This is a genomic window from Candidatus Neomarinimicrobiota bacterium (assembly GCA_012964825.1).
Taxonomy (GTDB): Bacteria; Fidelibacterota; Marinisomatia; order Marinisomatales; family S15-B10; genus UBA2125.
The window spans coordinates 1-13,549 of the sequence record DTTI01000084.1 but is presented as its reverse complement, the minus strand read 5'-3'; the positions used below and the strand labels follow the sequence as shown (position 1 = coordinate 13,549).

General features: G+C 45.4%; 9 protein-coding genes. 8 read left to right on the top strand and 1 reads right to left on the bottom strand.

All coding sequences use genetic code 11. The features are described 5' to 3' along the window. Window positions 1–2 precede the first annotated feature (2 nt). Genes gyrB through EYO21_09105 form a run of 5 tightly spaced genes read left to right on the top strand, consistent with a single transcriptional unit; the run spans window position 3 to window position 8,715 of the window. Window positions 3–1,976 carry a DNA topoisomerase (ATP-hydrolyzing) subunit B gene (gene gyrB / locus EYO21_09125; GenBank protein HIB03965.1) on the top strand — a complete coding sequence of 658 codons (1,974 nt, stop codon included), beginning with the start codon at window positions 3–5 and terminating at the stop codon, window positions 1,974–1,976. Between the two features lie 35 nt (window positions 1,977–2,011). Continuing rightward, entirely contained in the window at window positions 2,012–4,489 is a 2,478-nt protein-coding gene (gene gyrA, locus EYO21_09120; GenBank protein ID HIB03964.1) for a DNA gyrase subunit A, read from the top strand. Continuing rightward, entirely contained in the window at window positions 4,486–5,181 is a 696-nt protein-coding gene (locus EYO21_09115; GenBank protein HIB03963.1) for a YggS family pyridoxal phosphate-dependent enzyme, read from the top strand. Before gyrA ends, EYO21_09115 begins: the two co-directional genes overlap by 4 nt. After that, complete coding sequence (locus tag EYO21_09110) at window positions 5,178–5,729, top strand: hypothetical protein (GenBank protein HIB03962.1); 552 nt, start codon at window positions 5,178–5,180, stop codon at window positions 5,727–5,729. The genes EYO21_09115 and EYO21_09110 overlap by 4 nt, the downstream gene beginning before the upstream one ends. 55 nt (window positions 5,730–5,784) lie before the next feature. After that, a complete protein-coding gene (locus EYO21_09105) occupies window positions 5,785–8,715 on the top strand; it encodes a M28 family peptidase (GenBank protein HIB03961.1) in 2,931 nt (976 codons plus the stop codon). 11 nt (window positions 8,716–8,726) lie between these two features. Here EYO21_09105 and EYO21_09100 read toward each other — a convergent pair whose 3' ends face one another. Further along, entirely contained in the window at window positions 8,727–9,764 is a 1,038-nt protein-coding gene (locus EYO21_09100) for an acyltransferase (GenBank protein HIB03960.1), read from the bottom strand. A 33-nt stretch (window positions 9,765–9,797) separates the two neighbouring features. Between EYO21_09100 and EYO21_09095 the strand changes: the two genes are divergently transcribed. From EYO21_09095 to EYO21_09085, 3 genes are all read left to right on the top strand, one after another. Further along, window positions 9,798–10,664 carry a hypothetical protein gene (locus EYO21_09095; GenBank protein ID HIB03959.1) on the top strand — a complete coding sequence of 289 codons (867 nt, stop codon included), beginning with the start codon at window positions 9,798–9,800 and terminating at the stop codon, window positions 10,662–10,664. Between the two features lie 34 nt (window positions 10,665–10,698). Further along, entirely contained in the window at window positions 10,699–13,137 is a 2,439-nt protein-coding gene (locus tag EYO21_09090) for a TonB-dependent receptor (GenBank protein ID HIB03958.1), read from the top strand. Then, a partial coding sequence (locus EYO21_09085) for a hypothetical protein (GenBank protein HIB03957.1) occupies window positions 13,137–13,549 on the top strand: 413 nt, incomplete at its 3' end. The genes EYO21_09090 and EYO21_09085, both read left to right, overlap by 1 nt.

Sequence of the window (13,549 nt, the reverse complement as noted above, 5' to 3'; positions counted from 1 at the left end):
AGATGGCAAAAAAAACTAAAGATTATGGTGCAGAGAAAATCACCGTTCTCAAGGGGCTCAAAGCTGTTCGAAAACGTCCAGCAATGTACATCGGAGACTTAGGAAAGCGAGGTCTGCACCACCTTGTTAATGAAGTCGTTGATAATAGTGTGGATGAGGCCATGGCGGGCCACTGCACGAAAATTGCCGTCTCTATAAACAAAGACAACTCCTTTTCTGTAGAAGACAATGGCCGCGGGATTCCTGTAGACATTCATAAAGAAGAAAAAAAGCCCGCACTTGAGGTTGTTATGACACTACTGCATGCTGGCGGCAAATTTGACAAAGGGACATACAAGGTTTCTGGGGGTCTACACGGCGTAGGTGTGTCGGTTGTAAATGCTCTTTCCGCCTGGCTGGAGGCGGAGGTTAAAAGAGACGGAAAGATTTACAATCAGAGATATGAAAAGGGAGACACCAAAACAAAACTAAAATCAACAGGTAAAGCAAAAACGAGTGGAACAAAAATTACCTTTATGCCCGACGGAGAAATCTTTAAGGAGAGAAATTGGGACTTTGACATTATTTCAGAGCGCCTCAGAGAGCTGGCGTACCTAAACAAGGAACTTGAAATAACCATTGATGACAATCGACCAGAAGGGGAGGGTAGAAAAGAGGTTTTCAAATACAAGGGTGGACTGTCGGACTATGTCAAGTTCCTAGACAGCTCCGCGAACCCCCTACACAAGAAGGTAATTACCGTTTTGAAAGAAAAAGGGGATATGCCGGTGGAGGTAGCGCTTCGATACAACGACGGATACAACGAAAACATCCTGTCCTTTGTGAACAACATAAATACAATTGAAGGGGGCACCCACATGTCCGGGTTTCGGTCAGCCCTAACCCGAGCAATGAACAGCTACACCACAAAAAACAAACTTATTAAATCAAACAAGAACGAGAAAATAACGCTGTCTGGGGAAGACTTTAGAGAGGGAATCACCGCCGTCATCTCCATAAAAGTAGCAGAACCGCAATTTGAAGGTCAAACCAAAACTAAACTCGGCAACGGAGAGGTAAAAGGCCTTGTTGATTCTATTGTTTTTGAAGGGCTACAGGAGTTTCTTGAACAGAACCCTTCTGTTGGAAGGAGAATTGTTGAAAAAGCTGTGTTGTCAGCCCGCAGTAGAGCAGCCGCTCGAAAAGCCCGTGAGCTTATTAGGCGTAAAAGCGCCCTGGAGGGTGGCTCACTCCCCGGAAAACTGGCAGACTGCTCAAGCAAAGACCCGGAAATGTGTGAAATATTCCTAGTTGAGGGTGATTCAGCTGGTGGCTCAGCCAAACAGGGAAGAGATAGGCGATACCAAGCAATTTTACCACTAAGAGGCAAGGTAATAAATGCTGAAAAAGCTAGAATTGACAAACTTTTATCAAACAACGAGATCCAGTCAATTATTACAGCACTGGGTACGGGTTTTGGAGGAAACGGGGAAATGGAAGACGGCGAAAAGCCAACGGGAGCCGAATTTGACATCCTGAAATTGCGGTATAACAAAGTAATAATAATGACAGACGCAGACATCGATGGTAGCCACATCCGGACACTCTTACTCACTTTTTTATACAGAAAAATGCCCGAGCTGATCACCGATGGCCATGTCTTTATTGCTCAACCACCGCTCTACAAAGTGAAACAAGGCAAGAAAGAGCAATATGCTTTTGACGAAGACCAACGAGAAATGATCGTCGAGCGCTTTAAGAAAGATAATAAAACACAAAAAATTGATCTTCAGCGTTATAAAGGCTTGGGTGAAATGAACGCAGACCAGCTTTGGTCAACCACTATGGACCCAGAGCGAAGGTCACTACTTAAGGTTTCTGTAGAAAGCATTAGCGAAGCTTCAACACTTTTCATGGAGCTAATGGGCAGTGATGTAGAAGCACGCCGGAAGTTTATTACGACCCACGCCAAATTTGTGGTAAACCTTGATGTATAACGGGAAAAAGAACAATGGCTGAGCTTACCAGAGACATGTTCTTGAACCGTGACATCGTGGACGAAATGAAAGAGAGTTATCTCAATTATTCTATGTCCGTTATTGTCTCTCGGGCCCTTCCTGACGTAAGAGACGGCCTGAAGCCAATTCATCGAAGAATCCTTTATGGCATGAGTGAGCTAGGCTCCTTTTGGAACCGCCCCTATAAAAAGTCAGCGAGAATTGTTGGGGACGTGATGGGTAAATACCATCCTCACGGCGACTCCTCCATCTACGATTCTTTGGTAAGAATGGCCCAAGATTTCTCAATGCGCCACGAATTGGTTGATGGTCAAGGGAACTTCGGATCTGTTGATGGAGACAATGCAGCCGCAATGAGATACACGGAAGCTCGGATGTCACGCTTTGGGGCCGAAATGCTTAGAGACCTAGAAAAAGAGACAGTTGACTGGCAGCCAAACTTTGATGAAACAATGGAAGAGCCCATGGTGCTTCCGGCTGTTATACCTAACCTTTTGGTTAATGGGTCAGAAGGAATTGCTGTTGGTATGGCCACAAAAATTCCACCTCACAACCTTATAGAGATTATTGATGCAACCACTACCCTCATAGACAAACCAGAATCAACAATTGAGGACCTCATGAAGCACGTGAAGGGCCCTGACTTTCCCACGGGCGCGACGATTGAGGGGTTAGATGGCATACGACAAGCCTATGAAACAGGGAGGGGAAAAATAACCGTGAGGGCTAACGCCTTTATTGAGACTATAAAAGGTAGCAAATCCAATATTATTGTAAACGAAATACCATACCAGGTAAACAAAGCAAAATTAATAGAAAAAATTGCGGACATGGTTCGAAACAAAAGAATAGAAGGTATTTCCGATATACGAGACGAGTCAGACAGGGATGGTATGCGCATCGTGATTGAGACAAAACGCGACATTGTACCAGAAGTGATTCTCAACCAGCTATACGTTCACACCCAAATGAAAGATACGTTCGGCGTCATACTTTTGGCCCTGGTAGATGGTATACCAAAAGTTCTTTCGTTAAGAGAGATTCTGCGGTGCTTCATTGACCACAGACATGACGTTCTTGTTCGCAGGACAAATTATGAGCTTAATGCAGCTGAAGAGCGAGCACATATTCTTGAGGGTTTAAAAATTGCACTGGACAACATAGATGAGGTGATAGAAGTTATTCGCGGAAGCAAAGATCCGACACAGGCTAAAGAAGGGCTTATGAATAGTTTCGAGCTGTCAGAAAGACAGGCGCAAGCCATTTTGGAGATGCGTCTACAGAGGCTTACCGGCCTTGAGGTAGAAAAAGTTGTCCAAGAGTATAAAGAGGTTATAAAGCTAATTGCACAGCTTAAAGGAATTCTTGAAAGTCGTCAAAGGCAGATGGCCATTATTAAAGAAGAATTAGCAGAAATTAAAGAGCGTTATGGAGAAAACAGGAGAACAGAAATTCTAGCCATTGGGACAACTTTTTCAGTTGAGGACATGATTGCGGAAGAAGACGTTGTTCTTACGTTTACACATAATGGCTATGTGAAAAGGACCGCGGCGTCGACCTATAGAAGTCAACGCAGAGGTGGCCGCGGCCTACAGGGCGCGAAAGCCAAAGAAGAAGATTTTGTGGAACACCTATTTGTGGCAAACACCCATGACTATATACTCTTCTTTACAGACAAAGGAAAATGCTATTGGTTAAAAGTACATGAAATTCCACCTGGTGGCCGAGCCGCCAGAGGCCGGGCAATTGTAAATCTTTTAGGTACGGAACCAGGTGAAAAGGTAAAAGCTTTTGTGAGTGTAAAAACATTCGACGAAGAAAAGTATATAGTTATGGCCACCCGGAAGGGAATAATTAAAAAAACAAAGCTGTCGGCCTACGGAAACCCCCGAAAGGGAGGCATTTATGCCATTGATATACGGGAGGGAGACGAACTCATAGAGGCAAAAATTACAACCGGAGAAAATGACATTGTTTTAGGTACACGAGAAGGGAAATCAATTCGTTTCTCAGAAACGGACGCCCGCCCCATGGGTCGAAAGACGCGCGGGGTTATAGGTATAAAACTCTCTACAAAAAACGATTATGTAGTGGGAATGGTTGTTGTACGAAGAGAGGGGACACTGCTGGTTGCGACCGAAAAAGGGTTTGGCAAGCGCACGGAAGTTATGCAATACCGTATTCAAAAGCGGTCTGGAAAGGGCGTGCTGGCCATGCGGACAAACAAAAAAGTGGGCAAAATGGTGGCAATCATGGAGGTTGTGGACACAGACGATCTTATGGTTATCACAAACACGGGTGTTCTCATTCGACAACCCGTTGACAGTATCCGAACCATAGGACGTGTAACACAGGGTGTAAAACTTATTCGCCTTGATGAAGGTGCAAAAATTTCCTCACTAAGCAGGGTAGTGCGCGTGGAATCGGAAGACACAGACGAAGAAATCACAGACCAACAAGAGCCTACTGGTGAAGAAAGCGCTGAAGCGTGATAAACTTAGACGCCTTCAAATCCGTTCAGGAGCGGATTGAGGTAGCAAGAGAACTCACCAACCGCGAGCACGACCCCCCCGTTCAGATTGTTGCAATAACAAAAACCTTCCCTGCTTCTGCAATCGAATCGGCACATAGAGCCGGCATCAAAAACATTGGTGAGAACCGAATTCAAGAATCCTCCCAGAAGTTCCCGCACCTACCAGATCTTCCACGATTAAAAAAACGTCTTGTTGGGCACCTTCAGTCCAACAAGGCAAGTAAAGCTATAAAACTTTTTGACGCAATTGATTCGATTGACTCACTGAAACTGGCCCGCCGCCTAAGCGTGCTTTTGGCGGAAAACTGCAACAACTATGAGTCCCTGCTTCAGGTAAACATCGGTCGGGACCCAACTAAGCACGGCTTTCAGCCGGGAAAAATTGACACCCTATTAGAGGTCTTGGAGTTGAAAAACCTTGGTGTAAAAGGATTGATGACAATTGGCGAGCTTACCACCAACGAAACAACTATTAGGAAAACGTTTCAAAAACTGAGGCAGCTTAAAGAGAGACTGAACACGCACCTTCCTGAAGAAGGTCAGCTGACAGAACTTTCCATGGGGATGTCTTCTGATTATGAGATGGCAGTGGAGGAAGGAGCAACAATGGTACGGATCGGAACAGCCCTATTTGGAGAACGGCAACGATGACGGTCTATCTTCCGTTATCATTGGATGCGTATAGCAAAACATTTTCTTGTGTAAGCCAAGAAAAAAAATCAATAGCGCACCACAATGTCTATAAATGGGGAGAAAAGACAATTGTTTCACCGCAACAATCACTAACTGAAGCCGCAACGCCCGCAAACCTGATTGATCTCAAAAGAGAACTGGAGGGTAATGAACTGTTAATTGTTGACAGAACACACTCGAGCGAACCCATCATTCAAATTATAGACCACCGAAACCTGACAGGTATCAATCCTCTCATGGGTAAAACGCCAATTGATGATCACCCCAGATTCCCCGACGTAAGCAAACTGTATGACAGAACGGAAAGGGGCTTGCCAAAGGAGGTCGTTAATTGTGTAGGGCCTGGAAGGTTTGGGGAAAAAAAGGAAGCGAACACATCAGAGGCGGTTGCTCTAGTTTCACTGTCTGCCGCTTATGCAGGTTGGAGAACATGTGCTCTTGGCTGGAACGAAGAGTGTGACCTTAGCGGAAATGAACTTTTTAAAACGATAAAGGCTTTTTCCTAAAAAGGTTTTTAGTTGCTTAGGTAATTTTGATATAATCACAGCCCCCTTTTTATTTATGTTAAAGAAATTTTTGACGACACAAAGCCTTATTTTTGTCTTTTTCAGTATCGTCTTTGGGGAAGAGGCACAGTTTTTAAGTAATGTCCGGCAGTTAACATTTGAAGGGCGCCGCGCCGGCGAAGGGTATTTTGGTTCAAGCGGCAATCTTATGGTTTTACAGAGCGAACGTGAGGCAGACAACCCATTTTATCAGATTTACCTTATGGATTTTGAGACGGGGGATGTTGAGAGAATTTCGCCTGGTTACGGGAAAACAACCTGCTCATGGATACATCCAAACCAACAGGAGGTACTGTTTGCATCCACCCATGGCGACCCTGAAGCACGAAGCAAACAAAAGAAAGAGCTTGAGCTTCGGGCCTCCGGAAAAGAACGACGCTACTCTTGGGACTATGATGAAGCTTTCGAACTCTACCTTTATGATCGCAAGAGCAAAAACTACAATCAACTAACAAATGCCATAGGCTATGATGCCGAGGGTGCCATATCTCCAGATGGAAATTGGATTGTTTTCAGTTCTAACCGCCTAGCCTATTCAAAACCCCTGTCAGTGGCTGACAAGAAAATTTTCAAGGTTGATAAAGCCTTTATGATAGACATCTATAGAATGAAAATGGACGGCAGCAACCTTCAGCAATTGACAGATAGCCGCGGCTATGATGGCGGCCCGTTTTTCAGTCACAACGGCGAAAAAATCTGTTGGCGTCGGTTTTCTGAAGACGGCGTTACAGCTGAAATTTTTACGATGAACGCCGACGGCAGTAACCAGACGCAAATAACGGAGATGGGCGCTATGTCTTGGGCACCATTTTTCCACCCTTCGGGAGAGTATCTTATCTATGCCACAAACATTCACGGTTTTGGAAACTTTGAACTATATCTGGTGAGTGCCAATGGTGGCCCACCTGTACGTGTGACCCAGACAGATCGTTTTGATGGACTTCCAGCCTTCTCTCCAGATGGGGAAACCCTAGCATGGACCAGTCAAAGAACTGGCAATAAACAGTCTCAAATATTTTTGGGAGAATGGAACCATCGTGCAGCACTTGAGATTTTGAATGAGGATGGTGTGGACGAAAAAGAAAAAATCAAAACCACCACAGAACAGTTGAAACCAATGGGAAGCCCCGCAATAACCGCAGCGGACCTGCGTCGCCACGTTGAAACCTTGGCCTCACCCCAGCTTGAAGGTCGAATGACGGGCACAATAGGGGAGCAGAAAGCAACACAGTATGTGGCGGAAGAATTCCGACGCTTAGGACTTGAACCGGCTGGAGAAAATGGCACATATTTTCAGCAGTTTAACTTTACAGCTGGAATGGAGATTGAAAAAAGCAGCACACTAAAACTGGATGGCCCGCGGAAAGTTACAAGAAGATTTAGCCCTAAAATAAATTTAGACTGGCGGCCTGTTACTTGGTCTGCAACGGGTGAGACACCTTTAAAACAGGTGGTTTGGGGGAACTACGGAATTGTTGCACCAGAGGGTAATGGATTTAGCGAGTATGACTCTTTTGTTCACCTAGACGTTACAGACAAGTGGGTTATGGTCTTACGATACATGCCGGAGGAAATTTCCCCAGAGCACAGACAGCACCTGTCTAGATACAGCAGCTTAAGATATAAAGCAATGACGTTACGGGACAAAGGGGCCGCGGGTATGATTGTTATAAGTGGCCCACAGTCCGGTGTTAAGGAGCAGCTGATCCCCATACGACTTGACGCTTCAACATCGGCAGCTAGCCTACCGGTCATCTCAGCCTCCGATAAGACAGCAGAACTTCTACTATGTCCTAAGGGTGGGAAAGATTGTAAATCACTAAAGAAACTACAAGAGACACTTGATGATGGAAGTATACAGATGGGGTTCCCAACAAGCTTTCAACTTTCGGCGCGAATTGACCTTAAGAAAGAAAAACGGACAGGAAGAAACGTGCTTGCTGTCTTGAAGTCAGACCTCCGAAACAATGAACCCCCTCTGATTGTTGGTGGACACGTTGATCACCTTGGAAAAGAAGGCGGGTCCAGCTCGCTTGCACGGGAAGACGAGAAAGGAAAGATTCATTTTGGGGCAGACGATAACGCCTCTGGCGTAGCCAGCACTTTAGAGATGGCCGAATGGCTTGTGGATCAGAAACAGCAGGGAAAATTTGAGATGAAGCGGGACATCATTTTTGCAGCCTGGTCGGGAGAAGAGCTGGGATTGTTAGGCTCTGCCCATTACGTAGACCAGCTGGCATCAGCCAACCACAGTAACGACCTCTCAAACCGGTTCGCCGCCTATCTGAACATGGACATGGTGGGTCGTTATGAAGACGCCTTGGTTGTAAATGGAGTGGGATCAAGCTCCATGTGGAGGCGGGAGATTGAGCAGCGGAACGCCCCCATTGGCTTGAGATTGGCATTAAAGGAAGACAGTTACCTACCAACAGACGCAACCTCATTTTACCTGAAAAAAGTACCTATTCTTAGTGTATTTACAGGCTCACATAGCGAATATCATTCACCAAGAGATACCCCAGACCTGCTGAACTATGAGGGGATGGAAGACATTACGAAATTTCTTGGTTTTGTTGCCCGCGGACTAGCTGTAACAAACGAAGAACCAGACTATCTGGAACCGCAAAAGCCACAAGAGCAATCCGCACGGGCAGGACTACGGGCCTATCTAGGCACTATTCCTGATTATGGGGAAGGAAGCATTCCTGGGCTCAAAATTTCAGGCGTTTCCAAGGGAAGCCCAGCTGACAAGGCGGGCTTAACAGCAGGAGATATTATTGTAGAATTAGCCGGCCGGAAGATTGAAAACATTTATGATTATACCTATGCTATAGACGCTGTAAAAATTGGTCAAGCAACGTCAATTATTATTATTCGCGATAATAATAAAATTGAACTGGAAATTGTTCCGGGTTCACGCGAATAGCTGAGGAAGAGCTAAAGCTTTAACCCAAAGAGGGGTCGCACCCATTTTATCCGCTTTAGAGCAAACTCATAGAGAGTTAGGCTACCCCCAAACGTCAACACCAGAAGAAGAACAAGCTTCATAGCCGCTGGTAGCGATAGGGGAATGATATAGTAAGAAAAGAAATACTGTAATGGCATGTGAACAATATAGACCGGGTAGACGGCCTTGCTGAAATAGGCCAGCTTCCGAGAGGGTTTATTGAGGGACAGTGACGCATACCCAAAAATGGCCAGCACCCAGCTTATGGATTCAATAGCGGTAAGGACGTTTGGACCTTCTAACGAAAAAATAAACAGTCGTACTAGATACAGTAAAAAGGCTACGAACAGAGCACCTTGCTTAATACGTTCCACCGCCAGCCAGAAATCATCTTTTAATGAAATAAATATAAATCCCGTCAAAAAACATACCATTCCTAGCCAGCCGCCGTGATCCGTATGAGCATACCCTGGATAGTTCTCCGGGTTCACTAGCCACGCTTCCAGCACAAGAGGCAAAGCCATGAAATAAATTCCAAAGGGCAGCCGAAAAATCTTTGGTAGGAATCTAAAGATGAAATTCCCCGGCCTGTTTTTCAGGTAAGTAAGAAATGGAAGGAGTAGCAAAACATAAAAGAAAATATTGGCCAGAAACCATAAGTGGCCTGGGTTAGGTATATATTGAGCCTCTTTACCGAAATAATTCATGGCAACGTATACACTGATGGGACAAATGAAAAAGAGACCAAAAACATAGGGGATTAAAATCCGGACGGTGCGGTCTTTCAGGAGCTGTTTCCAGTTTCTTCGCTCCATGGCAAAGCGCACACCCATGCCTGAAACCATAAACAGAAGGGGGATGCGCCAGATGTTGATCAGCCCCATGAGGATCCACAACCCCTCCAAGGACTGCTTGTTCTGGATAAAGAAAATGTACTGGGCCCAGGGTTGGAAACTCAACACCACATGGTATACAATTAAAAGCCCAAGGGCCAAGACTCTCAGCCAGTCAACATCGTGTCTTCTCATAGGTTGTCAGAAAATAAAGAGGTAAGATTATTAATGCGGAGGAAAAACTTCTTACCAGCGCTTGTTTTACTTGTTTTCTTTAGTGCTTGTGAAGAGGAAGAACCGAGCGATAAAAGCCCCACATTTAACCACAACGGAGTTGAAAGGGATTATATTCTTTACAAGCCAGACAAATTAGAGCAGAATGCCCCCTTGATTTTTGTACTCCACGGCTATACGAGCAGTGCGGAGACAATACAGTGGTACTCTGGTATGAACGACATTGCGGACGCAAATGGATTTGCCGTATGCTATCCCCAGGGAACATCAGATTATGGCGGTACGGCCCACTGGAATGCCCGCTTGAGTATCAGCCAAACCGATGATATTGGGTTTCTTTCAGAACTTGCTGAATTTTTACAGACAGAACACAACCTCAACCCAGAAAAAACCTTTGCCTGTGGTATGTCAAACGGAGGATATATGAGTTATACACTAGCTTGTGAAGTACCGGAGACTTTCAAAGCGATCGCTTCTGTAACTGGCACCATGAGTGGTTACAGCTGGGAGAATTGCGACCCGTCAGGGCCTGTTCCCATTTTGCAAATATCAGGGGTAAAAGATGAGATAGTTCCAATAGACGGAAGCATGAGCGCTGGGGGAGGCTGGAGTGGGGCACCTCACATGGATAAAGTAATTGACTATTGGTCTGGCTTAAATGGTTGCATAACCATGGACAGTCTGTTTTTACCCCAAAAAACACACGCTTACTATTACAGAGATTGTATAAATGATCATGAGGTGTGGTATTACAAAATTGATGATTGGGGACATGAATGGCCCGATTCTTATGATAACACCGGGACGAACGCCAACGAGTTGATTTGGTCGTTTTTCAGTAATTTTTTGGGAACCAACTGACCCAACAATAGAGTCCCCAGCTAAAGAAAAAACCGTGAAAAAACAGGATCTAACTCTTTTCTTCATTCTGACATCGATGGTTTTTTCTCAGGAAGCGGCTACTATTAGTGGTTTTGTCCGTGAGGATGCTTCAGGTGAGCCGCTGGCTTACACGAATGTTTTTGTAAAGGAATCCAACATAGGCTCAGCCGCAAATGTTGATGGCTATTATGTGCTTGCCAATTTACCGGTAGGAACAAAGGAAGTGGTGGCCTCCATCATTGGTTACGGAATGGTGACAAAAGAGGTAACCATACAGGCTGGCCAAGAGCTTCGCTTGGACTTCCGGTTGAAACGGGCGGTTCTGGAGGGAGAAACTATTGATGTGTTTGGTGAAGCACAAAAAATGCGCCAGCTGGTGGAGCCAAGTCGTGTAACACTAGATATGCGGACCCTAGAAACTGCGCCGGCTTTTGTAGAGCCAGACCTTTTCCGAACGGTGCAAATGCTCCCCGGCGTGCAAACGCTTAACGATTTTTCCAGCGCTCTCTACGTTCGGGGTAGTACACCGGATCAAAACCTTATTATGATGGATGGCATTACGATTTATAACCCCTATCACTTAGGTGGCATTTTTTCCACATTTAACACAGACGCAATAAAGGAGGCGGACTTTCACGCCGGAGGGTTCCCGGCCCGGTACGGGGGAAGAATGGGGGCCATCTTGAATGTCATAAACCGGGAAGGAAATACGGAAAAATTTCAGGGCAACGCAAACATATCCCTCATTTCCAGCAAAGTTTTAATGGAAGGCCCTATACCAGAATTTAAGGGGATGAAAGGATCTTGGATGGTGGCTGGCCGGCGAACATATTTTGACCAGATTATTAATGCTTTATTTAAATCTAGTGGAAAGAGTGGCGACGGCTTCAAGTTTCCTTATTATTTCTACGACTACCAAATGAAGGCAAACATAGATCTAAACCCCGACCACCGCCTTACCTACAGCCGGTTTTACGGCGACGATGTTCTGGAGATAAACATCTCTGACAATTATGAGGAATACGATGTTTTAGAAGATTATTATGAGAATTCAAAGTCGTCTTTTGAAATAGACTGGCCCTGGGGAAACCACACCAATAGTCTGACCTGGCGGTGGCTGGTGAGCCCAAAGCTGGTGGCGCGCTCTTTTATAGCTAGCAGCCGATACAGGTTCCATTTTGATATGACTGCTCGGGAGGAAGGAGATTGGCGCATGGGGGGTGAGACAGGAACCTATCGCGACCAATTTTCCTTTGACTTTTTTGATATAGTTGACGACAGAACAGTGGAGACGGAACTGTCCTGGCACGGTATTAACAATCACCAACTTATGGGTGGAGCGCAACTGAAACGCGTGAACTATAACCTGGGCATGGAGTTTGAATTTTCGAACCTTGACACTACAATTTTTCTCAACCCCCTGAACATGAAAGACCAGACGGTGGAAACCTCTCTTTTTTTTCAGGACAAATGGGATGTCACCTCAAAACTTGCACTGCAGTTGGGAGGCCGACTTATGGATTACTCTCTCCATAATGAGCTTTATTTCGATCCCAGGTTTGGCTTGAAATACTTGCTCCGCCAAGACCTCTCCTTAAAACTTGCTCTAGGACGTTACCACCAGTTTCTCACCATCGCCAACCCGGAAGATGAGACGTTGCGTATTATTGACTTCTGGCTCGGCTTACCCTCTGACAGGCCCGCCACATATGCAGACCACGCCATTTTGGGTGTGGAATACCTGTCGAGAAAAAACTGGCTCTTCCGGGCCGAAACCTATTATAAGCATTTTGAGAACCTCATCACCCTGAAACAGGGAGAACTGTTTACAGAGGAAACGGATCAAGTCCGCTTTACACCTTTCAATGAATTTGACGAAACACAGGCTTATGCCTATGGGTTTGAACTGTTGTTCAAAAAGACGGCAGGGCGGATACGTGGTTGGGTGGGTTACACCTATGCTGAAACTAAACGCCACATTGAAAAACATGGTTGGTATTACCCCAAGTATGATCGAAAACACACCTTGAATATTGTGGGAGATGTGGCAATACCCATAATTAAGGAAACATATTTCAGTACCGCCTTGCAGGCATCAAGTGGCCAGCCCTTTACACCGCCTTTGGGGCGCTACGAAAAGTGGGACGCCTGGCATGATGCTTATATGCCCAACTGGAGTTATTACGAAAATAATTTGGTGGGCAGAAAAAACTCGGACCGTCTCTCCAGCTATTTTCGGTTGGACATAGGTCTTAAGCAGAAAAAACAATTTTTCCGTTTTCCCTATGAGAGGTTCATCCAACTGGTGAATGTAACGAACCATGTGAATGCACTCACCTACCAGTACAGAAATAAAATTAACAGACTAACAGATGAAGCACTTGGACTGGAACGGGCAGCCGTCCCCATGTTTCCTTTTTTACTCACCTTTGGTTATAGGATAGAATTTTGATGCGCCAGTTTAAAATTAGCTGTTTGTTTCTTTTGTTTTGGGCCTGCGTTGCTGACTTTTCTCCTGAATTGGAATGGGAAGACGTGCAGGCAGACTATGAACCTGAGCTCAACATTCTGGGCATTCTTTCCGGAGACTCTTTGGTAACCAGTTTCGTTCGGGTACACCGGACCCTCCGGGTGGACGAGGCTGCCAACACGCTTATGAGGGACACTATTTTTGGTAATGTGGTTGTTTATTATGCCTCGAGATTTGTAGTGCGAGACGCAGAGGTTACGGTGAGTAACGGTACAAAAGACTACGTCTTCCTGTTCATGAAGAGTGTGGAGAATGATGAGAGGGAAAATCTGTATGAGGCGTATGTTTATAACGGAGAAGACCTGAACCCGCAGCCGGGAGAAAAATGGACTCT

Excerpts from the sequence above, each read along its gene's own strand:
- gyrB (HIB03965.1), top strand. The coding sequence starts at position 3 with ATGGCAAAAAAAACTAAAGATTATGGTGCAGAGAAAATCACCGTTCTC.
- gyrA (HIB03964.1), top strand. The coding sequence starts at position 2,012 with ATGTTCTTGAACCGTGACATCGTGGACGAAATGAAAGAGAGTTATCTC.
- EYO21_09110 (HIB03962.1), top strand. The coding sequence starts at position 5,178 with ATGACGGTCTATCTTCCGTTATCATTGGATGCGTATAGCAAAACATTT.
- EYO21_09105 (HIB03961.1), top strand. The coding sequence starts at position 5,785 with ATGTTAAAGAAATTTTTGACGACACAAAGCCTTATTTTTGTCTTTTTC.
- EYO21_09100 (HIB03960.1), bottom strand. The coding sequence starts at position 9,764 with ATGAGAAGACACGATGTTGACTGGCTGAGAGTCTTGGCCCTTGGGCTT.
- EYO21_09095 (HIB03959.1), top strand. The coding sequence starts at position 9,798 with ATGCGGAGGAAAAACTTCTTACCAGCGCTTGTTTTACTTGTTTTCTTT.